Below are 25,748 nucleotides of genomic sequence, written 5' to 3'. Positions count from 1 at the left end.
AAGATGACGACGACACTAGAGCCGGCGGAGGCGCAGGCACCGCAGGAGGCGAAGCAACCGGTACCGCTCTCGCCGCTGTTGGTCCGTCTCGCCATCGCGCCGCTGCTTCTTGCGGCGTTCACGTCCACCATGGCGATCTTGAATCTCGCCGGGCCGGTCTCGTTCGGCGACTTCTTCGTCGGACTCTCACTGCTCACCCTGCTGCCACTGGTGATCATCGGCAGACGGGGTTTCACCATTCCGGCATGGATGTTCATCCCCGCCGTGGTGATTCCGATATGCGTGCTGGTACGTCAGATCGACCCGCCACCGTACTTCTGGCGAGTGTTGCGGCTGCAGGTTCAGCAGTACCACCCGGAGAGCTTCGGCAAGGCGATGCTGTGGCTGGCGGCGATCTACATCGTCCCCATCGCGGTCATTGCGGCGTCGAGGATCGAACCGAGAGTCGTGGAATGGGTGATGGGTGCCTACGCTGCCGGCGTCACGGTGTCCTGCGTCGTGGCCTTCACCGACCTCATCGGGCTCACGCACGTGAGAACCGAACTCGATTATGCGGCAATCACTTACAGCTGGTCCGACCGACGGTTCTCCGGGCTGTCCGATCACCCGAACAACCTCGGCTACACCATTCTGATCTCGCTGCCGTTCCTCATCTACTTCCTGAGCAAGATGCGACAGAAGTGGATACCGGGCCTGGCGCTCGTGATCATGGTCTGCGGGCTGCTCGCCACCGGATCCCGCAGCGCCCAGGGACTCGCGCCGTTGTGCGTCCTGGCGGCAGCCATGTGCCTGCCGAACAGGCGTGCGGCACTTCGGGTGGTCGCGACGGCGTTCGTGGGCATGGTGGGGGTCGGGGCGGTTCTGCTCTTCACCGTGCTGGCCGACAAGCAGGCCGACATCCTGAGATTCACCGGTGAGGGTGCCGGCGGCGCCGAACGCGCGAACGAAGCCCGGTTGACCCTCTTCCAGCAGGCGCTCAACGATTGGATGACATATCCGATCTTCGGTGCCGGGATCCGACACGTCACCGAGGCGCACAACATCACGCTGCAGCTGCTGGCTGCCGGAGGAATCGTGTTGGCGGCCGGGATGATCGCATACTTCGCGTTCGTCTTCCGGGACTGCTGGCGGCTCATCAAGGGCGGCAACTATTACGCTCGGTTCCTGTTCATCTCGATCGCGACCTGGTTGATCGCGGGTCAAGCCGGGACATACCTGACGGGCCCGGAGATGTACTACACCGTCGGCTGTGTGGCCGCGCTCACCGTCGCGACCGTGCTGCGACCGGTGGATGACGACGCGGAACTGACGGCGGTACGCACATGACACAGGCGGAGAAGGGTGAAACACCCGGCGTAACCGAAGAAGTCGCCGAGGGCGCACCACGGAAATCTGCGCTCTGGGGTTGGGTGGTGTTTGCACTGATCGTGCTCGCGCTGCCGGTGCAGGCCGCGTGGTACACGTTCACGTCGTCCGAGCCGTACCCCGCGTTGACGCAACCACCGTTCAAAACCGTGCCCGGCGCCGACGGCACGCTGTCCGGACGCACCGAGACGCTCGCCGCGGTACTCGCGGATGGATCGTCGGTTCCACTCGACGCCGACGAATTGTTCTCCGACAGCTGGAATCAAGGCTCGTTCGTGATCGACGCGATCGCGTCGCAACCCGAGATCGACAGCCGGTCGCGTGCGATGCTGCGCGACGAGATCGGCAGGCATGTGCCTGCGGGTGGCGACGTCGCGTACCTGCGGGTGGTCACCCAGGAGCGGGAGTACCGGCTGAGCGAGAACCGTGCGTACCCGATCTCGGACGCCAAGACGACGGATATTCCGCTGGGGGCGTCGAATGGTGCTCGGTAGACGGCAATTCGACGCATGGTTGATGGATTCGCCGGTCTCCGGACGGGATTTGTCCCTGTTCCGGATCGTCTACGCGTTCTTCGTCCTGTTGACGGTGTACCGGGCCGACTACGCGGCGTACCTTCCGCCTGCGGCGTTCGATCCACCGGTCGGCCCTTTCGCGGTACTCGGCGGGGCGCCGCCGGCCGCGGTGATCTGGCTGGTTCAAGCGGCGCTGTGCGTGTCTCTGGCCACGCTCGCAATCGGTTGGCGCACAAGGTTCTCGGCATTGGCCGTTGGCGTCCTGCAGATCGTGCTGTACGGCATCGGCTACAGCTTCGGCAAGATCGACCACACGATCTTCTTGCCCTTCGTCGCACTGTTGCTGGCGTTCTCGGCGTGGGGGTCGAGTTATTCGGTTGATTCCCGGCGCGATGGCGCCGACCTGTCCGGAAACTCCTGGGTTCCGCGTTGCCTCGCCGTCGCGCTCGGCGTCGGAATGCTCACAGCAGGACTGTCGAAGGTACACGGCGGTTGGCTCGACTGGAGTTCACAGGCGACGTACGGCTACGCGATCATCCGGGAGGACGTGCTCAACACGCCGTTGGACGGTTCGGCCATGTGGTGGCCGATCAACCATCCCGTCCTGTGGGAGCTGATGGACTACGCGACGATCGTGATGGAGTGCGGTGTCATTCTCGCGGCCTTGAGCTGGCGCCTGTTCTATGTGGCGCTCGCCGGTCTGTCGGTCTTCCATGTGATCGCTCGGGTCGTACTGGGAATCCTGTTCCCGTACAACCTCATGGTGTACGCCGCGTTCGTACCGTGGTCGCGGTGGAGCGCCGTCCCGGTGGACCGACTCGACAAGCTCGCCGCTCGGCTGGCGTCCAGCCTGTGGCTGCGTACGGCGGTATCGGCAGCGATCGCGTCGGTGGGTCTGATACTTGTTGCACTGCGGCCGGAATGGTTCGTTCCCACCGTCTATCTCATCGCGATTCTGATCGCCGGCGCCATCGGCCTCGGCTATCTGGTGTCACTGATCGTCAGAGCACGGCCGCGTCTCGTTCGACAATGATCGCCGACTTGGAGAGGGGGAGGGGATACCGCATCCCCGACCATTGATGGACGGTATGGAACTGAAACGGAGATTCTTTCCGGAAGCGAACATCGGAGGCTTCAGCCACATCGACGGCCCGGTGGCGATGTTCAATCAAGTGGCCGCCGTGCTGCGGCCGACCGACCGGGTGCTGGACTTCGGCGCCGGCCGCGGTGAGCCCCTGCTGGACGACCCCGTGGACTATCGCCGCTCGATCAGCAATCTGCAGGGCAGATGCGCACATGTCGAGGGATGCGACATTGATGAATCAGTCTTGCAGAACCCGTTTCTCGACCACGCCGAGGTCATTCGCACCGACGCGCCGTTGCCGTACGACGACGACACCTTCGACGTCATCGTCGCCCGATATGTGTTCGAGCACGTGGCCGACCCGCAGTGGCTGGGGCGCGAACTCCTGCGGGTGCTCAAACCGGGCGGACTGATCGCGGCCATCACGCCCAACAAGTTCGGCTATATCGCGCTGGCCGCCCGCGCCGTGCCGAACCGATTGCACGTGCGTGCGCTGAATTCGATCCAGCCTGGCCGGAAAGCACAAGACGTGTTCCCGACGTGTTACGGCCTGAACACGCCGAGTGCACTGCGCCGCGCGTTCGGTCCGGGTGCCGAAGTGTTCGTCGCCCGCAGATCGTCGGAGCCGGCCTACCACTTCGGCCACCCGTTCGTGTATCGAGTGACCAAGTGGTTCAACAAACATCTTCCCGAAGCCCTGCAGCCGCTGCTGTTGGTCTATGTGCGTAAGCGTGACATGAGCTAGCAGAAAGGACGCGCCGGCATGGCGGGGCAGACAAAACGCATCAATTGGCAGGTCGTCTCGGGACTGGGTCTGGCGGTGCTCGCGTTGCTGTGCGGGCTGTGGTGGCTGTCCGGCCGAGACCAGATCAAACCGCCTCCGGCCGCGGCCATTTCGCTCGACCGTACGTTCGCCGTACTCGGTGACTCCTACACCGAGGGGGCCGGTGCGGGCAGCTGGGACAACGGCTGGGTGACCCGCGTCAGCGACGACATGTGTTGGACCCTGGTCAAAGTGTCCGCACAAGGCGGCACCGGTTACGTCTCCGCATCCCGGCAGAGCCCCGGTTCTGCCGACTTTCCGCGTCGCGTCCAGAATGTCACCGCCGGCCGGCCCGAGATCGTGCTGGTCCAGGGCGGGCTGAACGATCTGGCCGCGTCGTCGGAAAGGATCACGAGTGCAGCCGTCGCGACCTTCAATGACATCAAGGCCGGAATCGGCGGCGGACAGATCATCGCGGTAGGGCCGGTGGTGACGCCGCGCACGGACCCGAACGAGGTCGCCCGGGTGTCGGCGGCGCTGGAGGAGGCCGCCCGCGCGACCGGTGTGCGCTACATCGACGCCGCCAAGGCGCAATGGGTCCATGACCCGAAGTTCTTCGTCGACGACGGGTACCACCTCAACCCGTCGGGATACGAAGAGTACGCCCGGCGACTCATCGAGGAGCTCAAACTGGCTGGGCTGCAACCCAGTTGCCGCTAGCGCGCCGGAAGGGCCTCGCGGGTGGGTGATCCCAACAGGTTCTGAAGTTCTTGCAGCGCCGGTTCGAGCGCCTCCGCGGCAGCGGCGAACTGTGCGCGCATGCGTTCCACCTCGGTTTCGGACACATCGATGGATTGCTCGTCGGCAGGTCTGTGCAGCCAGACCGATTGCGGCTTGAGCAGATCGTCGAGGGTCGCGTGCAGCTTGCTCTCGTCGATCTCGTCGGCGATGATCGGGACGGCACCGTAGCGCCCGCCGATCACCAGCGCGTGCAACCGGTTGCTGACAACCGCGATGCACCGTGAGTAGACGTCGACGACGGCCGATTCCTGGTCGAGATGGCTACGGGTGTGCGGCCAATCGACGTGGTCGATGCCGCACGCGTCGGCGAGTTTCTGGTTGATCGCGCGATCCTGCCGCACCTGGGTGACCATGACCACTTCGAATCCCTGTGCGCGAACGCGTTCGACGAACTTGACGACGAGTTCGGTGACCGGCGGACGGTCGTACCGCAGCGACAGCGCGACCAGAGTACGGGGACTGTTCGACGTCACGTCCGGTCGTGGCCGAGCCGCGATGTCGGCAAAACCCAAGTCGGGCTTGAACTGTGCGTTCGATCCCATCAGTTCGGCGGTCTGCGGATCACGCGCCAGGTAGAGGGAACTGATCCGCGCCGTCATCCGCTCGGCCATCACCGCCAGACGTCCCGAGCCGCGCAGTGCCCGGCCCATCACCACCACCCGGTTGCCGCACAGGCGCGTGAGTGCGAGCAGGCAGGCGACACCGACCTGCTTGGCCAGATAGAAACCCTTGCGATCCAGGCGCGCCGGTGCGGGCGCCATGATGACCAGCGCTTCCCGCCGCAGGCAGGCCCGTAACAGCAGGGGCAGGAATCGGCGTGGGGAACCGGTGACGATCCAGGTGTCGGGTAGTTCGAAGGCGCCCACGTAGCTTTCGCCCATCGACCCCGTGTACACCACGGCGTGGTGATCGTTGGCCGCGATGTGCCGGGTGATCGCGCGTCGGATGAACACGTCACCCAGATTCATTTCGGCTGCAGCGACGCTGATGAAGGCTGTTCTGCCCATTGTCTCCCCTGTTTACGCAATATCGACCCGATGGTCACGGCCTGGATGGCCAGTTGAACGACGTAGCCGCCAGCGAGCGCGAAGCCCGCACCCAGCGCGCCCCAGTGCGCGGCGGCGATCGCGATGGCGATCAGGCTCAGCAGCGTCGATGCCGTCGAGATGATCGTCACCGCACGCAGGTATCCCCAGCCCTGCATGAGCGAATTGAACTGTGAGGTGATCGCCGCGAAGATCAGTCCGACGCAGACGACCTGGATGACGGGAGCCGCGGGGGCGAAGCTCGGACCCAGTACCAGCGGGACGAGTATGGGCAGTGCGACGGCCAGACCGATGTACATGACAGTCGTGATGGCGATCAGCCCGCCCACGGCTTTCAGTAACGGCCGGGCGCCGCTGAGCTGTGCTTTCGCGGCGGCCGGGAAAAGCAATGTGGCGAACGAGGTCGGCACGATCCGCAACGGGGTGGTCAGGCGGCTTGCTGCGGCGTAGTAGCCGGCGGACTGCGCGCTCGCCATGGCTGCCACGACAGTCACGTCGAAGTTCATGGCCTGTACGGCAAGCGAATTGAACCAGTAGTGGCGGCCGCCGATCAGCAGGCTCTTTGCCCGTACGGTCCGGTCGGTGCGAACGTCGTCGGTGACGATCCGTACGTGCCACCACGCCAGTAGCGAGAACAGCGTCAACCCGACGAGGTAACTGGGAACCGGGTCGAGACCGGCCGCGTGCGCGACAAGCAACACGACCAACGCGCCCAGTCGCCGGAACACCAATGACGTTGCGTTGTGCCAGAGTTTGCCGTCGGCCAGCGACACTCCGAGCCAGGCTTCCACCTGCTTCTCCGAGGACATCCACAACGGCATGAGGCACAGGGCCATCACGGCTGGGATCTGAGTGCCCACTGCGACGAGCGCGACAGTTCCGACGACGGTGCTGATGATGCTGATGTTGCGCCCGAGGCGCAGCGCGGCACCGATGCCGCCATCTGACCGGTCCGACACCCGCAACTGGACGATGTACTTCGTCAGTCCGAGATCGGCAACGGTCTGAGTTACCAACGCGATTCCGTACGCCGCGGCGAAGAATCCGAACTCGGCAGGCCCGCTCCACCGGGCGACGAGCGTCAGACTGGCGGCTTGAACCGCGGCTCCGGTCAGCCGGCCCGCCAGAATCCACGAATACTGTTGCTTCAGGCCGATCGAAGTGTCTCCTCACGGTGTGATCCGACATCGGCAGCGGTGTTTCGCCGATGAAACCGGAGGAATGTTTCCCCATGCCCCCCTTTGATATTGCACCATGCTTCTGGGTCGCCTGCAGCCGTTGCCCGACGCTGCGAATTCAGCAACGTATCGTTGACGTCGACCGGCCGACTTTTGCTGTGTGAGCGCCTATTCTGCTGTCCGGCAGCGAATCTGCGCGGCATGGCCGCGGAAACCGCTGGAGGCGGCGGCTCCGTGTAGGCGCGATGAGTGAAACATGTGCCCCTACACTGGCTCTGTGCGTGTTGCGGCAAATCCGGCGAGAAGCCGCCGGCGTCGCGCAGTGCGCGCCGGCATTGTGATCGTGGTGCTGCTGGTCGTCGTGACGACGTTGTACGCCAGTTGCTTTCGGCCGGCCGGGCGTGCGGCGATGGCGGAGGGGAACACGATTCTGTCGGCGGATCTGGGTGGTAGGGGTCCGGGCAGCCTTGTCGGTGCGGAGTCCATGCCGAATCTGATCAGCTCGATCGACGACACCGGTGCACAGTCGGCGCGAATCTCCTACCGATCCAGCGACGGTGACACGGGAACGGAGACGGTGGTGTCGGGGACCGTTTTCGTGCCTGGCGGAAAGCCTCCCGCGGGCGGTTGGCCCACCGTGGCCTACGGCCACGGTGCCACCGGCATCGACCCCTCCTGCGGGCCGTCCTCGTACAACGATCTGCTGGGCCAGTCAGCGCCGGTCGTCGAATTGCTGGAGCGTGGCTATGCCGTTGCGTTCCCGGATTACCAGGGGCTGGGTGCCGAAGGGATTCACCCGTTCACCGATGCGCGGACGGCGGGCCTGAACATGATCGATGCCGTTCGTGCGCTGCGCGCCACATTCCCTGGAGTTTCGAAGCGGTGGGCGGCCTATGGTGGCTCACTCGGTGGTGGTGCGGCGTGGGCCGCCAATGAGCAGGCTGCCGCTTATGCACCAGAACTGGAATTCGTTGGCAGTGTGGCAGTTTCACCGGCGGCCGATGTCACCGGCGTGGTTGCGAAAGCGGCGGACGGCGAGCTGACGCTGGAGCAGGCCGGCGTGCTCCAGTGGCTACTGGTGTCGTTGAACCGATTGCATCCGGAGGTGAACCTCGACGATTTCCGGCGGGGCACAGCAACGGCATCCTGGCAGTCGCTTTCGGCGTGTGCGTTCTCGGCGGACCGTTCCGATGCGTTGGACGCATTGGACCCCGACGATCTCGGGCCACACACCCCGGCGGCCGCCGCCCAACTACGTGAACTGTTGCAGCGGTGGGCATTGCCGCAGCGGCCGCTGAGCGGTCCGCTGTCGGTTGTGTACGGCGACAACGACGCGTACCTCGACCACGAATGGACGACGCAAGCCGTCCAGCGCGCCTGCGCATCGGGCGGTATGGTGAATTCGCGCTTGGAAAGCGGTAAGGGACATCTCGACGTGGATGCATCCGACCAGGCGCAATGGCTGGAAGACCGCTTCGCGGGGAAGGCGGTCTCGCGTGATTGCTGAGCATTCGGCCACAGCGCAGCGGTGGGGGATATGGCAGTTCGACTACATGTTGACGATGGCGGATCGCTGATGCGACGCAAGGTGTTTGTCTTCGGCGGCGCGGTACTGGCGGTGATCCTGGTGCTGTCCGGTGTCAGCGGAGCTTTCCTGTACAGCAATGCGCGCGAGGACCAGCTCCGCAAGGCCGACGCGGTGATCGTGCTCGGCGGTGAACACGACGGGCGAGAGGACTATGGCCTGAGCCTGGTTCGTGATGGCGCCGCTCCCGTACTCGTGCTGTCGGATCCGTATCCGCCCACTGACCGGATCATGAGGCGCGTGTGTCAGGAGGCTGTCGCCAACGTCGAGATCCTCTGCAGGAAGCCGGAACTCTTGACGACACGTGGCGAGGCGATTCTGACCCGCCAGCTCGCCCAGGAGCGCGGCTGGAAGTCGGTGATCGTCGTCAGCTGGCGTTACCACCTTCCGCGCGCGCGACGAATCTTCGAGCAGTGCTTCTCCCCGGATCCGGGCGCGCTCGTCATGCGCGCCGTTCCGAGGGACTACGACTTCTCCGTTGCGGAGTGGCAGTTCACGTACCTGTACCAGAACATCAGCACGGTCAAGAACGCGCTTCAGCCTGAATGCGCCGGGGAGCAGTGATGGCCGGATTCGGGCGTGGCTCAAACGATGTCACCGCGCTCATCGTGGGTGGCGGAGTGGGTGCGGCAGTGCGATTTCAGGTGCACGAGTTGTGGCCCACGCCGCTCGCTCTGGTGACCGCGACCGTTGGCTGCATTCTGGCGGGCTGCGGAGTGCTGGGTTATGCGCTGGCCTCAACCGTCGGCGGCGTCGTGCGCGCATTTCTGGCCGGAGTGGCAGGCGGATTGGCGAGTATCAGTGGCTACATCGCGATCGGCGTCAGCGAAGCGCCGTGGCCCGTGGTGGCGCTGATCGTCGTCGCACCCGCTGCGGTGATCGCCGGATTGTGGGCCGGTGCGTCACTTGGCGTCGCGCTTCGTGCCCGGCGCCGTGAGCCGGTGGGGGAACGGTGAATGTCGCCTTCGCCGCATTGGGCGGCGCGATCGGTGCGGGCATCGCGCTGGCGTGGTTCGCGCGGGGGCAGTCGCTGTTCTTCGTGGTCGCCAGCACGAGTATGGTCTGTGCGTTGATCGGTGGATTCACTGCGGCAGTGCCCCGGGCGACCGGCGGGTTGGCTGTCCTGGTCGGCTACGGGCTCCTGGTCACGTTGGCAACACCGCTGGCGGTTCTCGTCCCGTTGCCGACACTGCAGGACAGTGCCGAAGTACGGATGTTGATTCGCCGGACAACCGTGTCACTCACGGCGATAACGGTGTTTGGTGCCACGTTCGCGCTCGCAGGCAACCTGATGGTTCAGGCAGTGCTGCACGTGTTCATCAGAGCCGTATACGGATGAACCAGGATTAGGGGAGGAATCGAGACATGGGTCTGATCGTGCGCGGGACGCCCGGCGATGACTGAACTTCGAGAGCGTGGCACCCGGTTCGCCCTCGGTGAGTTCACCGGTGCCGGTTACGAGATCGGGCGGCCCGTTGCCGTCCAGGTGCTGTGGCTGCTGGTCTCGCGAAGCTTCCTGATGGCGTGGTGGTGCCCGATCCGGGTCCGGTCGGCCATCCTTCGCATGTTCGGCGCGAAGATCGGTCCAGGCACCCGTATCCGGCATGACGTCAAGATCCACTGGCCGTGGAAACTCGAGATCGGTTCCGATACCTGGGTCGGGGAGGGGGCGTGGATCCTCAATCTCGAACACGTGACCATCGGATCGAATACCTGCGTGTCGCAGGACGCCTTGCTGTGCACGGGCAGCCACGACCGGCGCAGCCCGAGCTTCGAATTCGACAACGGTCCCATCGCGATCGGCGACGGTGTGTGGATCGCGGCGCGCGCGACGGTGTTGCGCGGCGTCGCCATCGCCGATGGTGCGACGATCGGGGCGACCGCCCTCGTCACAAGTGATGTCCCGGCCGGGGCGACGATACTGGCGCCTCGCGCGCGGAACGGTGAACGACCGTGAGAATAACCATAATCGGCATCAACTACGCTCCCGAGGTCACGGGTATCGCCCCGTACACCACCGGGCTCGCCGAGGGCCTCGCGGCGCGCGGGCACGACATCACCGTCATCACCGGGCTTCCGCACTACCCGGAATGGCGAATCGCCGACGCGTACGCGAATGCGCCACGTTCCTCGGTGGAGATGGTCAACGGCGTGACGATTCGGCGAGTGCGTCACGCCATGTCCGAGACACCGAGTACGAAGGGCAGGGTGCGCATGGAGGCCAGCTTTGCGCTGGCCGCGGCGCGCAGCGCATGGAACCGTCCGGACGTCGTTCTCACGGTGAGCCCGCCGTTGCTGGCCTCGTGCGCCGTCGTGGGCCGCGCTCGGGCGCAGCGCATCCCGGTCGGCGTCGTCGTGCAGGATCTCTACGGCAAGGGTGTACTCGAAACCAGTGCCATGGGCGGCCGGGGCGCGGCCGCGACCACGAAACTCGAGGTCGGCATGCTGAGCCGCGCCACCGGCGTGTCGGTGATCCACGATCGATTCGCCGATGTGCTCAGCGAGCTCGGGGTCGACCGCGGGCGGATCACCGTCGTGCGGAACTGGACTCACATCGAGATCCCCACCGAGGATCCCGACTCGACACAGAACGTGCGGGCCAAGTACGGCTGGGATCCCGACGAGGTCGTTGTGGTGCACGCCGGCAACATGGGCGCCAAGCAGGGGCTCGAGAACGTCGTGGCCGCAGCCAAACTCGTCGATCGATCCGAGTCCCCGGTCCGGTTCGTGTTACTCGGTGACGGCAATCAGCGCAGGAAGTTGGAAGAAGCCGCCGTCGGCGCCAAGAGCCTGCAGTTCATCAGACCGGTGCCCGCCGACGAGTTCACCAAAGTGCTCAAGGCAGCCGATGTGCTGTTGGTGAACGAAAAACCGGATGTCGCGGACATGGCCGTGCCGAGCAAGCTCACGTCGTACTTCGTCTCGGGGCGGCCGGTGGTGGCCGCGACGTCGGACGGCAGTGCGACGGCCTACGAGGTGCGTTCGTCGGGTGCCGGTGTCATCGTTCCCGCCGACGATCCCGAGACACTGGTGTCTGCCGCACACCGGATCGGGGCTGACAAGGAGGCCGGACTGCAGATGGGGCAGTCCGGCCAGCGTTACGCCAAGGACGTTCTCGACGAGTCAGCGGCGATCGACCGCTACGAGCGGTGGTGCTCGGACCTCGTCGCGCGCAGCCGGTAAGCCGTCAACGGCTGCGCGTGGCTTCGGTTTCGAGGAACCACGCGTACATCTTCTTCAAACCCGCTTCGATGCTGTGCGTCGGGCGCCACCCGAGCGCGGTCAGCTTCGTGTTGTCCATGATCTTGCGCGGAGTTCCGTCGGGCCGGGCGGAGTCGAACTCGACGTCGCCGTCGAACGACACGATCGATTTCATGAGCAGTGCCAGGTCGCGGATCGAGATCTCTTCGCCCGAACCGACATTGATCATGTCGCCGGAGAAGTCGGATCGCAGCAGGAAGACGCAGGCGTCGGCGAGGTCGTCGGCGTCGATCAACTCGCGCAGTGGTGATCCCGTGCCCCACACGACGACCTTGTCCGCTCCGGCAAGCTTGGCGGCGTGGAAACGGGCCATCATGCCTGCGACGACGTGGGAGTGTTCGGGGTGGAAGTTGTCGCCGACGCCGTACACGTTCGACGGCATCACCGTGAACGCGTCAAATCCGTACTGGGCGCGGTACGCGTCGCACATCGTCTTGCCCGCGATCTTGGCGACGGCGTAGGGCAGGTTGGTCTGCTCCAGCGGGCCGGTCAGCAGCGCTTCCTCCACGATGGGCTGCTCGGCGTGCTTGGGGTAGATGCAACTGGAACCCAGGAACAGCAACTTGCGGGCACCGTACCGGTAGGCCGCGTCGATCACATTCGTCTGGATCTTCAGATTCTCCCGGATGAAATCGGCGCCCTGCGTGGAGTTCGCGACGATCCCGCCGACCTTCGCGGCGGCCAGAACGACGAAATCCGGTCGCTCGGCGGCGAAGAACCGTTCCACCGCGGCCGGGTCATCGAGCGGCAGGTCGTGATGGGTGCGGGTGACGACGTTCGAGTAGCCCTCGTCGAGCAGCCGGCGATGGATGGCCGAACCGACCATCCCCCGATGTCCGGCGACATAGATCCGTGAATCGATATCCATCTCCGACCTCACATCAATTCGTTGCCGGCAACGTCGTTTCGGTGCGCGACGTACCACTGGGTGGTCAACTCGAGTCCACGGCTGAGCGGGGTCTGTGGTTCGTAGCCCAACGACCTCATCTTGCCGATGTCGGGGCACCTGCGGGGCGTGCCGCCCTCGGCTGCCTCGCCCACCCGGATGTCCAGTTCGAGTCCGAGCAGCTTGCCGATCCGCTCGGCGACGTCACGTATGGTGACCTCTTCGTCGTTGCCGATGTGATAGATCTGGCGGTGCCCGCCGTTCTCGTACATCGTGAGCACGCCGCTGACGATGTCGTCGACGTAGCAGAACGCCCGCGTCTCGGTGCCGTCCCCCTGAATCTCGAACGGCACTGCACCGTCGGGGTTTTGGTCGCCGTTCCGCAGCGCCCGGAGAATGAACTGTGGCACGACGTGCTTGAAACCCATGTCCGGCCCATACACGTTGTGCGGGCGGAACACCTGTACCTGACGGTAGTGCTCCTGCGCGTAGTTGAACGCGATCAGCTCGCTGACGATCTTGGACCCGCCGTACGAGTAGCGCGGGTTGAGGCTGTCGGGCAACGTCAATGCGACGTCCTCGGGGGTCGGCACCGTCGCAGGAGTCTGATAGACCTCGGCGCTCGACGCGACGACGAGGTCGGGCACACCCGCCGTACGGCCGGCGTTGACCACCGCGAGCGCGCCGCGCAGACCGACGTCGAGCACCAATTCCGGGCGCTTGTAGAAGTTCTCGGTGCCGTTGATCGCGGCCAGGTGCATGATCACGTCGGTGCCGGCGAATGCCGCCGAAAGTGCTTGCTCGTCGCGGACGTCGATGCTGAACAGCTCGACATCGTCGGCGACCTCGGCGAATCGGCTGGCATCGCCGCGCACCATGGTGTCGACCACCGCGACGTCCCAGCCGTCGCGGACCAGTCTCTTCACCAGGTAGGCGCCGATGAAACCACCGCCGCCGGTAACCACTACGCGCTTAGGCATCGACCGGCACCAATCCACTCTTTCCCACTGCGAAATAGGAGTCACCCAGCTCGGCCGACGGCAGATGGCTGAAGTGGTTCCAGTAGTCGAAGACGAACCCGTTGGGGGTGATGAACTCGCTGATCGTGCGCGGCGAGATCGTCCCCAGCGCAGGATGGTTGTTGGCGATCACCACCACCGACGCGCCGCTCACCGCATCGCCGATCCGGCCGCACGTGTTGACATCCGGGAATGCGTTCGCGAGATCGGACGGTTCGATGACCGGATCGTAGACGCTGATCTCGGCGTCGGGATGGCCCTTCTTCAGCGCATCGAGCACTTTCACCGACATCGATCCGCGCAGATCGTCGGTGGCCGGTACGCCCTTGAACGCCATGCCGAGGACCGAGATCTTGAGCGGCGAAGGCAGATTGCGGCGTTCGACCTCGCTGCTGATGAAGGCGACGGTCTCATACGGCTGGCGCTCATTGACCAGCCGGCTCGCCGACGTGATCTCCAGGTCGATGCCGCGTCCTTTGGCGCTCTGCATCAGGATGTGTGGATCCTTCTCCAGGCATGGCCCGCCGACCAGACCGGGCAGCGGGACATTGGTGCGTGAGTAGCCGAGCTTGCCCGACGAGATCACCTCGTGTGCATTGACATTGAACGCGTCGCAGACGCGTGCCACCTCGTTGGCGAAGGCGAAGTGAACGTCGCGATAGGTGTTGTCCACGAGTTTGACGATCTCGGCGCTCTCCGGGCTGGAGACCTGGACGATCGAACTCGTGAGCCGGCGGAACACCGCGGCCGCGCGATCGGCGACCGCCGGGTCGTCGGCACCGATGATCTGTGGCAGCTCCCGGAGTTCTTGGAGCGCTCGGCCTTCCAGCGTCCGCTCCGGGCACATCGCGATGTCGAACCGCTTGCCGGACTGGGCCAGGATCGGCGAGACGACGTCGCGGGTGGTGCCGACCTTCACCGTCGACCGCAGGATCACCAGCGCGCCGTCGGGCATGTTCTCGGCGACCTCGCGCGAAGCCGCCTCGATCATGTCGAGGCGTGCGACGCCGTCCGTCGACAGCGGTGTGCCGACGGTGATGATGTAGGTGTCACACGACGTGTTGTGGTCGAACTGCTGCATGGCCACCAGCCGGCCGGACCGCGTGACCCGCGAAAGTGCCTCTGGCAGGCCTGATTCCGAGAAGTGCGGCACGCCATTGTTGGTCAGGTCGACGACCTCGGCCCGCCGTTCGACACCCACCACCTTGGTGCCCGCCTCGGCCAGGACGGTGCCGAGTGTCAGCCCGACATAGCCAAGGCCGACGATGCCGATGTCGAAAGTTGCACCGGTTGTTCCGTCTCCTGTGTTGATGCGCTCGACCACCCCGGGTCCCCTCCCTGAGTCCAGAATGCGGCAGTGAAGATCTCATCCACGTCATTGGGGCCGCTGTTCTAGCGGACATCTTGTCGGAAATTCAGCCGCTCTTCCACCGCTGCACGGCCCCCGACGCGCCGTATCGGCGCGGCCGAGCTCGTGCCGGTCGGTGGCGAATTTGTCGCTATACGACCGTAATCCGGGAGTTGTGCAGGTTAGCGACCCGGCCGCCCGTTCGAATGTCATTGCTGGAATGCCCATTCTGCTACGAGTTGCGAGTCGCGCCACGTCGAAAAAAATTCGTGATGATCCGTTCGTCGCTGGTGCATGGCACTATTGCGACAAAGTGGGGGACGATCTGGAGGGTGTCCGCCGCCCGGGGAATTAAGCCAATGATTACCCACTCGGCGAGCGAAACCGGCAATATCTTGACAGGATATGAGACTGTCCGGTCCTGGGGGACTAAGAGGGGGACAAATTGAGTATTGCGAATGTGGAATCCGGCGCTGCAGCAAAAGCCGCGGAGCCGCGACTCCGGCCCGGCTTATGGCGCCATACTTACGCGCGCCGATTGGTAGCCGTCGACTTGTTCGGTGTGGTGGCCGCCGTGGGTATCGCGCAGTGGCTGCGCTTCGGCGGTTTGCCGGGAACGGCTGCCACGTACCGGGACTTCGACTACACCACGGTGTCGCTTGCGATCGCAGGCGTGTGGCTGTTGCTGCTGTCGATCTATCGGACGCGGTCGCCGCGGATCATCGGCGCTGGCGCCGAGGAGTACCGGCGGGTATGGCTGGCCACCATCTCGGTGTTCGGCGGCGTGGCCATCGTGTCGATGTTGTTCAAGCTCGACATCGCCCGCGGTTACCTGATGATCGCGCTGCCCGCGGGCGTCGTGTTTCTGCTGCTCGGCCGATTCGCGGCCAGGCGCATCGTCGCCGCGCGCCGCAAGAAGCTCGGCAGCTGCATGACCAAGGTGCTCGTCGTCGGAAACGGACCTGCCGTCAAGGATCTCGTGCAGTCGATCGCGCGGGACCCCGAAGCCGGCTACCAGGTGGTCGGTGCGTGCGTGCCCGGGCTCTATCACCGCAGCAAGATCGATGTGCCCGGGGTCGGATTGGTGCCGGTGCACGGCGACGAGACCGACGTCGTCGACGCGTTGGCCGAGACCGGGTGTGATGCGGTTGCGCTGACGGCAACGGAACGCCTCGACGGGCGCGGCATCCGCGATCTGTCCTGGGAACTGGAGAACCTGGACATCGATCTCATGGTCGCGCCAGGCGTCGTCGACGTCGCGGGTCCGCGCCTGACCATGCGTCCGGTGGCGGGGTTCCCGCTCATCCACGTCGAGAAGCCGCAGTACAACGGGGCCAAGCGGTTCCAGAAGCGGGCGTTCGACGTCGTCTTCGCCAGCCTGGTCCTGTTGCTCGGGCTGCCGCTGCTGCTCGCGGTTGCCGCCGCGGTCAAATTCACCAGCCGGGGGCCGGTGTTCTACCGCTCCGAACGCATCGGCCTGGACGGTGAGCCGTTCGAGATGATCAAGTTCCGCACCATGGTCGACGGCGCCGACCAGATGGTCGATTCGCTCGCCGAGCTCAACGAGAGCGAGGGGGGCGTGCTGTTCAAGATCCGCAAGGATCCGCGCGTCACGACCGTCGGCCGCTTCCTGCGCAAGTACAGCATCGACGAGCTCCCGCAGTTCATCAACGTGCTCAAGCGGGACATGAGCGTCGTCGGTCCGCGACCGCCACTGGCGCGCGAGGTGAACACCTACGACGACTACGTCAAGCGGCGTTTGCTCGTGCTGCCGGGTATCACGGGGCTCTGGCAGGTCAGCGGACGCTCGGACCTGTCGTGGGAGGACTCGGTACGGCTGGATCTGTTCTATGTCGAGAACTGGTCGATGGTCGGTGACCTACTGATCGTCGTAAAGACCGTCAAAGCGATGGTCGCCGGTTCTGGCGCGTACTAATTCCGCAATTTCAGCAAACTTCAATGATGCACGGCTGAATTTGCGATATGTGCGTGTAACCTGCCCTTCATTTTTGGTCAATACCCACCCACGCGATTGCCTGAGTCGGCTATTTCGAGCCGAAATCGCACGTGGGGGAAGTGCTCGAGTGGCGACACGGCTTCGCTCGATCGTCGCGACGTCGCGCGTGCGATCGGATGCTGCAGTGCCTGTGTGAGAACCGATTTCGGCTCACCACGCATCCAGCATTCACATTGCTTGAGCGCCACAGGGTTTGGCCGGGCAGGAGCAGTATGTAGTGGAAAGCGTTGTGCTGCGGACGGTTTCGATACTGGGCGCAGGTACCGGCTCGGCGTAGGCCACCCACCCCCGACCGGGCGGCGGCGCGGCGATGTGCAGGTTCTATTGTGGCTGGTGACATGCGAACACCTCTGGATGTGAACCTGCTCCGCAGCCACCTGGGCAAGCCCTGGCGGCAACTGGACGTCGTGGAAGAAACCGGCTCCACCAACGCCGACCTGCTCGCCCGGGCCGCGGGTGGTGAAGACATCACGGGCGCGGTGTTGTTCGCCGAATACCAGAACGCGGGCCGCGGCAGACACGGGAGGCAGTGGTCGGCGCCCGCCCGGTCCCAGCTGGCGTTCTCGTTCGGGGTCGACGCCACCGGAGTTCCGGCGGCCACGTGGGGCTGGTTGCCCCTGGCGACCGGCGTCGCGGTCGTCGACGCCGTCGACGAGGTCGCCGGCATCGGTGCCGGCCTCAAGTGGCCCAACGACGTACTCGTCGGCCCGCCCGAATCGGCGGGCAAGCTCGTCGGCATTCTCGCCGAGGTGGCGTCGCCGGCGCCGGTCGTCGTGGTCGGACTCGGGATCAACGTGACGATGACCGCCGATGAGGCGCCGGATCCGCGTGCGGTGTCACTGGCACAGCTCGGTGCCACCGAGCCGGGCTTGGACCGCAACCGCTTGGCCCAGGCTCTGCTTCGCCACCTTGCGACGCGGATCGACAGCTGGCGCACCGGCGATCCGGCCCTGGCCGCCGACTATCGCGCACGCAGCGTCACAATCGGCAGCAGTGTGCGGGCGCTCCTGCCCGGCGACCGCACCGTGGACGGCGTCGCCGAGGCCGTCGACGAGCTGGGCCGCTTGGTGATCGACACCGGCACCGACCGGGTCACGGTGTCGGCCGGTGATATCACGCACCTGCGTCGGCTGGAGTCGTAGAGTTCTGCCGTGGGGTACCCGGAGAACGTGCTGGCCAACGACGAGCAGGTGGTCCTGCATCGGCACCCGCACTGGAAACGCCTGATCGGCGCGGTGTTCGTGCTGGTCCTCGCGAGCGCGGCCGCGGCCTTCGTCGCCGCGGTGGTGAACACCATGGATTGGCAGCCAACCGCCAAGAACGTGCTGTTCATCGTGATCGGGGTGATCTGGCTCGTGGTGGTCGGCTGGCTGACGATCTGGCCGTTCCTGAACTGGTGGACGACGCACTTCGTCATCACCGACCGCCGGGTGATGTTTCGCCAAGGCGTCCTCACGCGCTCGGGCATCGACATCCCGCTGGCACGGATCAACAGCGTGGAGTTCCGGCACGGCCTGTCCGACAGGCTGCTACGCACCGGAACACTGATCATCGAATCGGCGTCGCAGGATCCCCTGGAATTCGACGACATACCGCGCGTGGAACAGGTGCATTCACTGCTGTATCACGAAGTTTTCGACACCCTGGGTTCTGAGGAGTCACCCAGCTGACGCGCCCGCGCGCGGCGGCTCGGCCTGCGCAGCGGAGTCACCGTCCCGGCATCGGCATCGGCTCGCTGCTTCTCGGCATGATCCTCGAACGCCTCGGCGATCCCACCGCCCGTGAGCGTCGACTCGAGGGCCCGGTCGGGATCGCGGCCGAACTCGTCGGGGAAGACCCAACGGCGGAACGCCCAGAAGCGGAACGCCATCTGCAGGAGGTTGCCCAGGATGTAGGCCGAGATGAAGTCGGCGATGTTCTCCACCGTGAGCGACACCTCGGGCACGCGCAGCCCCAGCACGTAGCTGGAGAAGTACAGCGGCGCCATCGACAGCAGCACCCCGACGCCACTGAACGCGAAGAACAACAGGGCCTCGTGATGGCGCTCGCGGCCGCCGCGGTTCTGGAAACTCCATTCCCGATTGAGGATGTAGGAGGCGATCACCGCGACGATGCCTGCGATGATCTTGGCGGTGACCGGCTTGGGCTCGAGCACGGTGAGCTTGAGTGTGTAGAAGATCACTGAGTCGATGACAAACGTCGTCGCGCCGACGATCGCGAACTTGATCAGTTCGTGATGCTGTTCGGCGTACGGACGGATGAATCGCGGCAGTCGCGCGATCGTCGCATCAGCGAAGGACACAGGTAGGCAGTGTACGTAAGCGCGCGTCGCGATGCCGCATCGCTGCGCAGCCCCACCTTAACCGCAGGTCAATGCGCCGGTCACGGTGAGGACACGATTGGCATGAGCGAGCGGCATGAAACGATGGACGGCGTGCCGACTACTCCCAAGCAACCACCGGTCGTAGCGATGATCGGTGGCGGTCAGCTCGCCAGGATGACTCACCAGGCGGCGATCGCACTCGGCCAGACTCTGCGGGTGCTGGCCACCGGACCAAACGAACCCGCTGCCCAGGTGACCCCCGACGTCGTCATCGGGCAGCACACCGACCTCGACGCGCTGCGCCGGGCCGCGTCGGGCGCCTCCGCGCTGACGTTCGACCACGAGCACGTCCCCACCCAGCACCTGGAGCAATTGGTGGCCGAGGGCGTCACGGTCGCGCCGCCTCCGCAGGCGCTCGTGCATGCCCAGGACAAGTTGCTGATGCGGCGCAGGCTGCACGATCTCGGCGCGCCGGTTCCGCGGTTCGCCGACATTCGGTCGGTCGCCGACATCGAAGAGTTCGTGCGGCTCATCGACGGCCCGGTGGTGATCAAGACCGTCCGCGGCGGCTACGACGGCAAGGGCGTCATGATGGCCGACGACCTCGCGCAGGCCCGCGAGATCGTCGAGCGCTACCTCGCCGACGGCGTCGCACTGCTGGCCGAGGAACGCGTCGCGATGCGTCGCGAACTCGCCGCGCTTGTGGCACGCTCGCCGTTCGGGCAAGGTGCGGCCTGGCCCGTGGTGGAAACCGTGCAGCGCGACGGGATCTGCGTCGAGGTGTATTCGCCCGCACCCGGACTGTCTGACGAATTGGGCTCAGCCGCACAGGAACTCGGGTTGCGCCTGGCCAACGAGTTGGGCGTGGTCGGGGTGCTCGCGGTCGAGTTGTTCGAGACGACGGGCGGCGAGCTGCTGGTGAACGAATTGGCCATGCGACCGCACAATTCCGGGCACTGGACCATGGACGGGGCGGTGACGAGCCAGTTCGAGCAGCACCTGCGCGCCGTCCTCGACTACCCGTTGGGCGATACGGCAGCCATCGCGCCTGCCGCGGTGATGGCCAACGTGCTCGGTGCCCCGCAGACTCCCGAGATGTCGATGGACGAACGGCTGCACCACCTGTTCGCGCGCATGCCCGAGGCCAAGGTCCATCTATATGGAAAGGGCGAGCGGCCCGGTCGCAAGATCGGACACGTCAACGTGATCGGGACGGACATGGCCGATCTGCGGGAGCGGGCAGTCCGTGCCGCACACTGGCTTTCGCATGCGGAGTGGACCGATGGATGGGATGAACATGGCGAGTAACGCGGCGGCACGGGTCGGGTTGATCATGGGCAGCGACAGCGACTGGTCGGTGATGTCGGATGCCGCCGAGGCGCTTGCCGAGTTCGAGGTGCCGTTCGAGGTCGGGGTGATCTCGGCGCATCGGACACCCGGCCGGATGCTCGACTACGCGAAGACCGCGGCCGACCGCGGCATCGAGGTGATCATCGCAGGCGCGGGCGGCGCGGCACACTTGCCGGGCATGGTGGCCTCGGCGACACCGCTGCCGGTGATCGGTGTACCGGTTCCGTTGGCCCGGCTGGACGGTATGGACTCGCTGCTGTCGATCGTCCAGATGCCTGCGGGGGTGCCGGTGGCCACGGTTTCCATTGGCGGAGCACGCAATGCGGGCTTGCTGGCCGTGCGCATCCTTGGTTCCGCCGACGCCGGGCTGCGGGCGCGGATGGTGAAGTTCCAGGCCGACCTGGAAGCCACGGTGCTGGCCAAGGACGCTGCCCTGCGTGATCGCCTGTTGGGTGACGACTAGCGGCCCGCGCTCGGAGTCAATCCCCGATCAGCTCGCGAAGGCGGGGTGTCAGGGACTCGATCGGTTCATCGGTCGACATCACGACAACCGCGGTGCGGCCGCCGCCGCCGCGGTAGATCGGCCATGTCGCGGCCAGCGCCTCGGCCAGGTCCGACCGCGGGTTGGTCGCGTCGCCGCGCAGCCAGCGGCGCAGAACGTGGTTGTGTGCGGCGACCACGGCGTTGGCGAATAGTTCTGCGCGCAGGTCCGCGGTCCAATCCTCGGTCTTCGCGGATCGCAGGTGTTTGGTGAACAGCCGGGCATATCGCGACACCACGGCCGTTTCGAAGTCGCGCAGGGCAGGTACGGACCGAGTGAGCCGGTACCGCGTCCTGGCACGTTCGCCCTCGGCGAGGTAGTGCTCGAACACCGAGGTTGCCACCGCGATGACTTCGGCAGGAAGCGCATCGGCGGGCACCGTCGACAGTCTCTCGTCGGCGCGACGCAGCAATGCCTCGTGATCGGGGAAGATCAAGGCTTCTTTCGATCCGAACTGGCGAAATGCGGTGGTGCGCCCCACTTGGGCCCGGGCCGCGATCTCATCGACGCTGGCCGCCTCGTATCCACGTTCTTCGAACAGGTCGAATGCCGCGGCCACCAGGCGCTCCCGGGTGCTTGGAAGGCTGGGCATACGTGCATTCTCCCTTGGGTACTGAGTGCCGATGCTATGGTACTGAGTACCAAAAGTAGCAGGGCGTGTACTCGATGTGCAGCCCGGGCAACGATGAACCAAGAGAGCCACGAGCGCTGAGGAGATGACCATGGCTGGTTGGGCCGGCAATCCGTCTTTCGATTTGTTCCAGTTGCCGGAGGAGCATGAGGAGCTGCGTGCGGCGATCCGGGCGTTGGCCGAGAAGGAGATCGCCCCGTATGCCGCCGAGGTCGACGAGCAGGCGCGGTTCCCTCAGGAGGCGTTGGATGCGCTGAATGCGTCGGGGTTCAACGCGGTGCACGTGCCCGAGGAATACGGCGGCCAGGGCGCGGACTCGGTGGCGGCCTGCATCGTGATCGAAGAGGTCGCGCGGGTCGATGCGTCGGCGTCGCTGATCCCCGCGGTCAACAAGCTCGGCACGATGGGCCTGATCCTGCGCGGCTCGGACGATCTGAAGAAGAAGGTGCTGCCGTCGCTCGCGTCGGGTGAGGCGATGGCCTCCTACGCGCTGAGCGAGCGCGAGGCGGGCAGTGACGCGGCCGGTATGCGCACGCGCGCCAAGGCCGATGGCGATGACTGGATTCTCAACGGCACCAAGGCGTGGATCACCAACGGCGGCAAGTCGTCGTGGTACACGGTGATGGCGGTGACCGACCCGGACAAGGGCGCCAACGGCATCTCGGCGTTCATGGTGCACATCGACGACGAGGGCTTCTCGGTCGGCCCGAAGGAGCGCAAGCTCGGTATCAAGGGCAGCCCCACCACCGAGCTGTACTTCGAGAACTGCCGCGTGCCGGGCGACCGGATGATCGGTGAGCCGGGCACCGGCTTCAAGACCGCACTGGCGACGTTGGATCACACGCGTCCGACGATCGGGGCGCAGGCGGTCGGTATCGCACAGGGCGCATTGGATGCGGCGATCGCCTACACCAAGGAGCGCAAGCAGTTCGGCACTGCGATCAGTGACTTCCAGGCCGTGCAGTTCATGCTCGCCGACATGGCGATGAAGCTGGAGGCCGCGCGGTTGATGGTCTATCACGCCGCGGCCCGCGCCGAGCGCGGTGAGGGCAATCTCGGGTTCATCTCGGCGGCCTCGAAGTGTTTTGCCTCCGATATCGCCATGGAGGTCACCACCGATGCCGTGCAGCTGTTCGGCGGGGCCGGCTACACGGCCGACTTCCCGGTCGAACGCATGATGCGCGACGCCAAGATCACCCAGATCTATGAGGGCACCAACCAGATCCAGCGCGTCGTCATGAGCCGCGCGCTGCTCAAGTAACTTCACGAGCAGACGCGCGGGTACCCGCACAACGCGGTTTTCGGGTACCTGCGCGTCTGCTCGCCGGAGGGGTATCTAGTCGGGTCGCCGGGTCTGCGCGCCGTTGGCCTCGCGTGACTTCTCGATGGACTCGATGGTGCGCGACGTCGTGTACTGCTGTGCGGTCGTCACGCTGAGTGCGTTGAACCCGCGCACGAACATCACCATCGCGGCGAACGCCCACACGTTGCCGATCACCCATTCCCAATCGGTTCCGGTGGTCGCCTTCGTCAACCAGAACACCGCGATGGCCACGAGCGGGTAGCCGCTGTAGATGTAGAACCGCGCGTCGGAACTGACAGACCAGCTCGGGTGGCGGCGCGTTCGCAGGTGCCATCCGAGCAGTCCCAGTAACGTGATGATCGCGGCTAGGGTCGAGCCCATCGGGGTCCTGAGTCACTTGTGGTGATGTTGGCTGTGGTGAACCATCCGATGCAAAAAACCGCATGGTCCGGTCTCGCGAACATGTCACGAACGTGACCAAAGGTACTGCAAAAACCTGAGAAGCGGGTGTGAACGACCAACTGCGCGGCGTCAGCCGCGGGTGACCTTCTCCATTTGCCGGCGCCGCTCCTGCGCGCCGGATTCGGGATTGGCGACCTGCACAAGGGATGCGCCCACGGCGAAGATCGCGAGCAGGTTGGCCACCAACGCGTCAGGGTCGTCCCAGGCCGCCGTCGACAGCACGCGATCGGCGCCGGTGAATTCCTGTGCGGCTGCCGAAGTCCGGGCAGCGGACAGCACATCGGCGACCGACCGGCCGTCGAGGGCAGGCCCCGGCTGACGCTCGGGAACGATCTGATCGCCGTGCACCCGGACCGAGGTCGCGTAGTCGGTGACACCGATGGGCAGGTCGGCGGCCGGTTTACCGAACGGGTCCAGCGAGAGCACCGCGACCTCGCCGCCGCTCACCGCGTCGTCGGCCTCGTCGAGCCGGTCCCGCGTGCACAGGGCGATGTCGGCGGCACCGGACAGCACCACCTCGGCGCCGATCCACCACACGCCGAACAGCACGGCCGCGGTCTGCCAGTGCGCAGGCAGCAGCACGGCCACCCGCGTCCCGGGGCCTGCGCCCATCTCGTCGCGCAACAGGTTGGCGGTCTTGGCAGCCCAGTTGGCCAGGGTCACGGCCGACAGCTCGATGCGTTCGCCGGTGGCGTCGTCGTAGTAGGTGATCCGCGGGCCCGCGGGATCCGACGCCAACAGCGGGTCGAGCACTGCGGCGGAAACTGTCGTCGTCAGTTCACACACTCCGGGTCGTCGGATCCCGCGGTGAGCACCGGTGAGGGCGGCGGTGGGGCCTCGCCCGTATCGGTCGCACCGCCCGTGTCGGCGGCGGCCGGATCGACCGCTCCGAGCGTCACATCGCTGCCGTCGAGCCCGGAACCGGGACCGGTGTAGTCGTCGGCGAGCACCACCCGCACCGAGCCGGCCGGAACCGACGAATCCTCGTTGACCGGCAGACCGCCGAGATCCTTCGAAACCGCCTGAGCACCAAGGTCATCGGTTTTGGCGGCCAGCACCTGGCTGCCGGACAGCGGAGCACCCTCGTGGTTGCCGGTGCTGCCCGGCGTGAACCCCTTGGTGGTCAGCACATGCGATACCGCGGCGGCAAGGCCGTTGATGTCGGTCGCGTTGACGACCTCAACGGTGGTCTTGTCCGGCGAGTACGAGATCTCGTCGGTCTTGCCCTCGTCCTGGTCCTGCAGCAGGCTCGAAACCCATTCGTGGACCTCGGTGGGATCCACCCGCACGACGCTCTGCATGCCGTCGTCACTCCAGCCGTCCTCGCGCAGGATGGGGATGGTCGCGAACGCCACGTTGCCCGCCGCGAGCTTCTGCAGTTGATCGGCGAAATCCATGATGTCCCAACCGTCGGAGATCACCACCGACCGCTGGACCGCGTCCTGCAGCCGTCCCAGCGTGGCCGGGCTCGACAGTGTCTTGCTCGAGATCACCTCGTGGGCCAGCGACGCCATCACGGCCTGCTGACGGGTGACGCGGTCGAGGTCGCCGCGGGGAAGGTTGTGGCGTTGCCGGACGAAGCTCAACGCCTGCGGGCCATTGAGTTTCTGCCAGCCCGCGGGGAAGTCGGCACCTGAAAGGGGTTCGTAGACGGCGTCTTTCAGGCAGACGTTGACGCCACCGAGGGCGTCGGTGATCAACGCGAAGCCCAACAGCCCGATTTCGGCGTAATGGTCGACGGTGACGCCGGTGAGGTTCGCGACGGTCTGGATGAGTTCCTCGCGGCCGGCCTCGACGGCCTTGGGTTCGGCGGTGGCGGGGTCTTCACCCTCGACCTCGACGAGTTGTTTCATCCGGTCGAGCTTCACGTCGCCGAACACGCCGTTGATCTTCATCTTTCCCCACCCCGGCGCCTCGACGTAGGAGTCGCGGGGAATCGAGATGGCCGTGGCCGACTTCCCGTTGTTGGGGATGCGGATGAGGATGATCGTGTCGGTGTTGGTCGACACGTCGTCACCGGCTCGCAGCGTCGCGAGTTCTTCGGCGGACAGCGGGTTGCCGTGCGCATCGGTGCGGCTGTCCATCCCGACCAGCAGGATGTCGATCGCGCCGTCCTCGCCACCCTCGCCGAGGGCCGGCGAACTGATGTGATTGATGCCTGATTCGAACGAGCGGATCTGGGTCCAGGCCACACCTGTCCCGAGCACCACGGCTGACGCTGCGGCCACAGCAATGGTTCGGAGTAGGTGGATCGGCACCTGCCCAGGCTA

Annotated in this window: 27 protein-coding genes; 17 read left to right on the top strand and 10 right to left on the bottom strand. The window is 65.5% G+C overall.

What is annotated here, in order from left to right; translation table 11 throughout:
* The first annotated feature begins 3 nt into the window (after positions 1-3).
* From ACOI2T_RS26885 to ACOI2T_RS26865, 5 genes are read left to right on the top strand one after another with little or no spacing between them, the layout of a single operon-like run.
* The gene (locus tag ACOI2T_RS26885; RefSeq protein WP_409504484.1) at positions 4-1,326 is read left to right on the top strand and encodes an O-antigen ligase family protein; all 1,323 of its coding nucleotides are present in this window, start codon (positions 4-6) and stop codon (positions 1,324-1,326) included.
* Entirely contained in the window at positions 1,323-1,859 is a 537-nt protein-coding gene (locus tag ACOI2T_RS26880; protein WP_409504483.1) for a hypothetical protein, read from the top strand. Before ACOI2T_RS26885 ends, ACOI2T_RS26880 begins: the two co-directional genes overlap by 4 nt.
* Positions 1,860-1,881: 22 nt before the next feature.
* A complete protein-coding gene (locus tag ACOI2T_RS26875; RefSeq protein WP_409504482.1) occupies positions 1,882-2,913 on the top strand; it encodes an HTTM domain-containing protein in 1,032 nt (343 codons plus the stop codon).
* A gap of 55 nt (positions 2,914-2,968) precedes the next feature.
* Entirely contained in the window at positions 2,969-3,709 is a 741-nt protein-coding gene (locus ACOI2T_RS26870; protein ID WP_409504481.1) for a class I SAM-dependent methyltransferase, read from the top strand.
* An 18-nt stretch (positions 3,710-3,727) separates the two neighbouring features.
* Entirely contained in the window at positions 3,728-4,447 is a 720-nt protein-coding gene (locus ACOI2T_RS26865; RefSeq protein ID WP_067843488.1) for an SGNH/GDSL hydrolase family protein, read from the top strand.
* Here ACOI2T_RS26865 and ACOI2T_RS26860 read toward each other — a convergent pair.
* Together ACOI2T_RS26860 and ACOI2T_RS26855 are read right to left on the bottom strand one after the other, a co-directional pair.
* Complete coding sequence (locus ACOI2T_RS26860) at positions 4,444-5,496, bottom strand: polysaccharide pyruvyl transferase family protein (RefSeq protein ID WP_409504480.1); 1,053 nt, start codon at positions 5,494-5,496, stop codon at positions 4,444-4,446. The genes ACOI2T_RS26865 and ACOI2T_RS26860 overlap by 4 nt on opposite strands.
* Positions 5,493-6,731, bottom strand: coding sequence for a lipopolysaccharide biosynthesis protein (locus tag ACOI2T_RS26855; RefSeq protein WP_409504669.1), 1,239 nt, complete (start codon positions 6,729-6,731; stop codon positions 5,493-5,495). The genes ACOI2T_RS26860 and ACOI2T_RS26855 overlap by 4 nt, the downstream gene beginning before the upstream one ends.
* Before the next feature lie 298 nt (positions 6,732-7,029).
* On the opposite strand from ACOI2T_RS26855, the gene ACOI2T_RS26850 reads away from it, so the two are divergent.
* The 6 genes from ACOI2T_RS26850 (at position 7,030) to ACOI2T_RS26825 (ending at position 11,520) form a co-directional block, all read left to right on the top strand.
* Positions 7,030-8,259 (top strand): lipase family protein, encoded by a 1,230-nt coding sequence (locus tag ACOI2T_RS26850; RefSeq protein WP_409504479.1) that lies wholly within the window; start codon positions 7,030-7,032, stop codon positions 8,257-8,259.
* 69 nt (positions 8,260-8,328) lie between these two features.
* Positions 8,329-8,901, top strand: a complete 573-nt coding sequence (locus tag ACOI2T_RS26845) for a YdcF family protein (protein ID WP_067843495.1) — start codon at positions 8,329-8,331, stop codon at positions 8,899-8,901.
* Positions 8,901-9,293 carry a hypothetical protein gene (locus ACOI2T_RS26840; protein ID WP_409504478.1) on the top strand — a complete coding sequence of 131 codons (393 nt, stop codon included), beginning with the start codon at positions 8,901-8,903 and terminating at the stop codon, positions 9,291-9,293. Before ACOI2T_RS26845 ends, ACOI2T_RS26840 begins: the two co-directional genes overlap by 1 nt.
* Positions 9,290-9,676 (top strand): hypothetical protein, encoded by a 387-nt coding sequence (locus ACOI2T_RS26835; RefSeq protein WP_409504477.1) that lies wholly within the window; start codon positions 9,290-9,292, stop codon positions 9,674-9,676. Before ACOI2T_RS26840 ends, ACOI2T_RS26835 begins: the two co-directional genes overlap by 4 nt.
* Positions 9,677-9,733: 57 nt before the next feature.
* Positions 9,734-10,294 (top strand): LbetaH domain-containing protein, encoded by a 561-nt coding sequence (locus ACOI2T_RS26830; RefSeq protein ID WP_409504476.1) that lies wholly within the window; start codon positions 9,734-9,736, stop codon positions 10,292-10,294.
* The gene (locus ACOI2T_RS26825) at positions 10,291-11,520 is read left to right on the top strand and encodes a glycosyltransferase family 4 protein (protein WP_409504475.1); all 1,230 of its coding nucleotides are present in this window, start codon (positions 10,291-10,293) and stop codon (positions 11,518-11,520) included. The genes ACOI2T_RS26830 and ACOI2T_RS26825 overlap by 4 nt, the downstream gene beginning before the upstream one ends.
* 4 nt (positions 11,521-11,524) lie before the next feature.
* On the opposite strand, the gene ACOI2T_RS26820 is transcribed toward ACOI2T_RS26825, so the two are convergent.
* Genes ACOI2T_RS26820 through ACOI2T_RS26810 form a run of 3 tightly spaced genes read right to left on the bottom strand, consistent with a single transcriptional unit; the run spans position 11,525 to position 14,827 of the window.
* Positions 11,525-12,466, bottom strand: coding sequence for an NAD-dependent epimerase/dehydratase family protein (locus ACOI2T_RS26820; RefSeq protein WP_085147104.1), 942 nt, complete (start codon positions 12,464-12,466; stop codon positions 11,525-11,527).
* Positions 12,467-12,474: 8 nt separating this feature from the next.
* Positions 12,475-13,464 (bottom strand): NAD-dependent epimerase/dehydratase family protein, encoded by a 990-nt coding sequence (locus tag ACOI2T_RS26815; RefSeq protein WP_409504474.1) that lies wholly within the window; start codon positions 13,462-13,464, stop codon positions 12,475-12,477.
* On the bottom strand, positions 13,457-14,827 hold the full coding sequence (locus ACOI2T_RS26810) for a nucleotide sugar dehydrogenase (protein WP_234790703.1): 1,371 nt from the start codon (positions 14,825-14,827) through the stop codon (positions 13,457-13,459). Before ACOI2T_RS26810 ends, ACOI2T_RS26815 begins: the two co-directional genes overlap by 8 nt.
* A 469-nt stretch (positions 14,828-15,296) precedes the next feature.
* On the opposite strand from ACOI2T_RS26810, the gene ACOI2T_RS26805 reads away from it, so the two are divergent.
* The 3 genes from ACOI2T_RS26805 to ACOI2T_RS26795 all read left to right on the top strand — a co-directional run bounded on the left by ACOI2T_RS26805 (position 15,297) and on the right by ACOI2T_RS26795 (position 18,538).
* Positions 15,297-16,787 (top strand): sugar transferase, encoded by a 1,491-nt coding sequence (locus ACOI2T_RS26805; RefSeq protein ID WP_084356394.1) that lies wholly within the window; start codon positions 15,297-15,299, stop codon positions 16,785-16,787.
* 419 nt (positions 16,788-17,206) lie between these two features.
* A complete protein-coding gene (locus tag ACOI2T_RS26800) occupies positions 17,207-18,010 on the top strand; it encodes a biotin--[acetyl-CoA-carboxylase] ligase (protein ID WP_409504473.1) in 804 nt (267 codons plus the stop codon).
* Positions 18,011-18,019: 9 nt separating this feature from the next.
* Positions 18,020-18,538 carry a PH domain-containing protein gene (locus ACOI2T_RS26795; RefSeq protein WP_409504472.1) on the top strand — a complete coding sequence of 173 codons (519 nt, stop codon included), beginning with the start codon at positions 18,020-18,022 and terminating at the stop codon, positions 18,536-18,538.
* On the opposite strand, the gene ACOI2T_RS26790 is transcribed toward ACOI2T_RS26795, so the two are convergent.
* A complete protein-coding gene (locus tag ACOI2T_RS26790) occupies positions 18,493-19,170 on the bottom strand; it encodes a GtrA family protein (protein WP_409504471.1) in 678 nt (225 codons plus the stop codon). The two genes, ACOI2T_RS26795 and ACOI2T_RS26790, sit on opposite strands and share 46 nt — an antisense overlap.
* Before the next feature lie 168 nt (positions 19,171-19,338).
* On the opposite strand from ACOI2T_RS26790, the gene ACOI2T_RS26785 reads away from it, so the two are divergent.
* Positions 19,339-20,499, top strand: coding sequence for a 5-(carboxyamino)imidazole ribonucleotide synthase (locus ACOI2T_RS26785; RefSeq protein WP_421877419.1), 1,161 nt, complete (start codon positions 19,339-19,341; stop codon positions 20,497-20,499).
* Positions 20,489-21,004, top strand: coding sequence for a 5-(carboxyamino)imidazole ribonucleotide mutase (purE, locus tag ACOI2T_RS26780; protein WP_409504470.1), 516 nt, complete (start codon positions 20,489-20,491; stop codon positions 21,002-21,004). The genes ACOI2T_RS26785 and purE overlap by 11 nt, the downstream gene beginning before the upstream one ends.
* A 16-nt stretch (positions 21,005-21,020) precedes the next feature.
* On the opposite strand, the gene ACOI2T_RS26775 is transcribed toward purE, so the two are convergent.
* On the bottom strand, positions 21,021-21,674 hold the full coding sequence (locus tag ACOI2T_RS26775) for a TetR/AcrR family transcriptional regulator (RefSeq protein WP_409504469.1): 654 nt from the start codon (positions 21,672-21,674) through the stop codon (positions 21,021-21,023).
* Between the two features lie 130 nt (positions 21,675-21,804).
* On the opposite strand from ACOI2T_RS26775, the gene ACOI2T_RS26770 reads away from it, so the two are divergent.
* The gene (locus ACOI2T_RS26770; protein ID WP_409504468.1) at positions 21,805-22,974 is read left to right on the top strand and encodes an acyl-CoA dehydrogenase; all 1,170 of its coding nucleotides are present in this window, start codon (positions 21,805-21,807) and stop codon (positions 22,972-22,974) included.
* 75 nt (positions 22,975-23,049) lie between these two features.
* Here the strand turns inward: ACOI2T_RS26770 and ACOI2T_RS26765 are convergent, their stop codons facing one another.
* The 3 genes from ACOI2T_RS26765 to ACOI2T_RS26755 all read right to left on the bottom strand — a co-directional run bounded on the left by ACOI2T_RS26765 (position 23,050) and on the right by ACOI2T_RS26755 (position 25,736).
* Positions 23,050-23,397: a hypothetical protein gene (locus tag ACOI2T_RS26765; RefSeq protein WP_409504467.1), complete on the bottom strand. Its 348-nt coding sequence runs from the start codon at positions 23,395-23,397 to the stop codon at positions 23,050-23,052.
* 150 nt (positions 23,398-23,547) lie between these two features.
* Positions 23,548-24,255 (bottom strand): TIGR03089 family protein, encoded by a 708-nt coding sequence (locus ACOI2T_RS26760; protein WP_409504667.1) that lies wholly within the window; start codon positions 24,253-24,255, stop codon positions 23,548-23,550.
* Positions 24,252-25,736: an LCP family protein gene (locus tag ACOI2T_RS26755; protein ID WP_409504466.1), complete on the bottom strand. Its 1,485-nt coding sequence runs from the start codon at positions 25,734-25,736 to the stop codon at positions 24,252-24,254. The genes ACOI2T_RS26760 and ACOI2T_RS26755 overlap by 4 nt, the downstream gene beginning before the upstream one ends.
* Between the last annotated feature and the right edge of the window lie 12 nt (positions 25,737-25,748).

This window comes from Mycolicibacterium wolinskyi str. Jessa 2025 (genome assembly GCF_049241375.1).
Taxonomy (GTDB): domain Bacteria; phylum Actinomycetota; class Actinomycetes; order Mycobacteriales; family Mycobacteriaceae; genus Mycobacterium; species Mycobacterium wolinskyi.
Note: the sequence above shows the minus strand (reverse complement) of the source record. Positions and strands in the feature narration are given on the sequence as shown.

What these genes read in the sequence shown, in the direction of transcription:
- ACOI2T_RS26770 (WP_409504468.1), top strand. Translation starts at nt 21,805, where the DNA reads ATGGCTGGTTGGGCCGGCAATCCGTCTTTCGATTTGTTCCAGTTGCCG.
- ACOI2T_RS26860 (WP_409504480.1), bottom strand. Translation starts at nt 5,496, where the DNA reads ATGAATCTGGGTGACGTGTTCATCCGACGCGCGATCACCCGGCACATC.
- ACOI2T_RS26865 (WP_067843488.1), top strand. Translation starts at nt 3,728, where the DNA reads ATGGCGGGGCAGACAAAACGCATCAATTGGCAGGTCGTCTCGGGACTG.
- purE (WP_409504470.1), top strand. Translation starts at nt 20,489, where the DNA reads ATGGCGAGTAACGCGGCGGCACGGGTCGGGTTGATCATGGGCAGCGAC.
- ACOI2T_RS26775 (WP_409504469.1), bottom strand. Translation starts at nt 21,674, where the DNA reads ATGCCCAGCCTTCCAAGCACCCGGGAGCGCCTGGTGGCCGCGGCATTC.
- ACOI2T_RS26870 (WP_409504481.1), top strand. Translation starts at nt 2,969, where the DNA reads ATGGAACTGAAACGGAGATTCTTTCCGGAAGCGAACATCGGAGGCTTC.
- ACOI2T_RS26815 (WP_409504474.1), bottom strand. Translation starts at nt 13,464, where the DNA reads ATGCCTAAGCGCGTAGTGGTTACCGGCGGCGGTGGTTTCATCGGCGCC.
- ACOI2T_RS26840 (WP_409504478.1), top strand. Translation starts at nt 8,901, where the DNA reads ATGGCCGGATTCGGGCGTGGCTCAAACGATGTCACCGCGCTCATCGTG.
- ACOI2T_RS26820 (WP_085147104.1), bottom strand. Translation starts at nt 12,466, where the DNA reads ATGGATATCGATTCACGGATCTATGTCGCCGGACATCGGGGGATGGTC.
- ACOI2T_RS26880 (WP_409504483.1), top strand. Translation starts at nt 1,323, where the DNA reads ATGACACAGGCGGAGAAGGGTGAAACACCCGGCGTAACCGAAGAAGTC.
- ACOI2T_RS26885 (WP_409504484.1), top strand. Translation starts at nt 4, where the DNA reads ATGACGACGACACTAGAGCCGGCGGAGGCGCAGGCACCGCAGGAGGCG.
- ACOI2T_RS26765 (WP_409504467.1), bottom strand. Translation starts at nt 23,397, where the DNA reads ATGGGCTCGACCCTAGCCGCGATCATCACGTTACTGGGACTGCTCGGA.
- ACOI2T_RS26875 (WP_409504482.1), top strand. Translation starts at nt 1,882, where the DNA reads ATGGATTCGCCGGTCTCCGGACGGGATTTGTCCCTGTTCCGGATCGTC.
- ACOI2T_RS26785 (WP_421877419.1), top strand. Translation starts at nt 19,339, where the DNA reads ATGATCGGTGGCGGTCAGCTCGCCAGGATGACTCACCAGGCGGCGATC.
- ACOI2T_RS26800 (WP_409504473.1), top strand. Translation starts at nt 17,207, where the DNA reads ATGCGAACACCTCTGGATGTGAACCTGCTCCGCAGCCACCTGGGCAAG.
- ACOI2T_RS26830 (WP_409504476.1), top strand. Translation starts at nt 9,734, where the DNA reads ATGACTGAACTTCGAGAGCGTGGCACCCGGTTCGCCCTCGGTGAGTTC.
- ACOI2T_RS26845 (WP_067843495.1), top strand. Translation starts at nt 8,329, where the DNA reads ATGCGACGCAAGGTGTTTGTCTTCGGCGGCGCGGTACTGGCGGTGATC.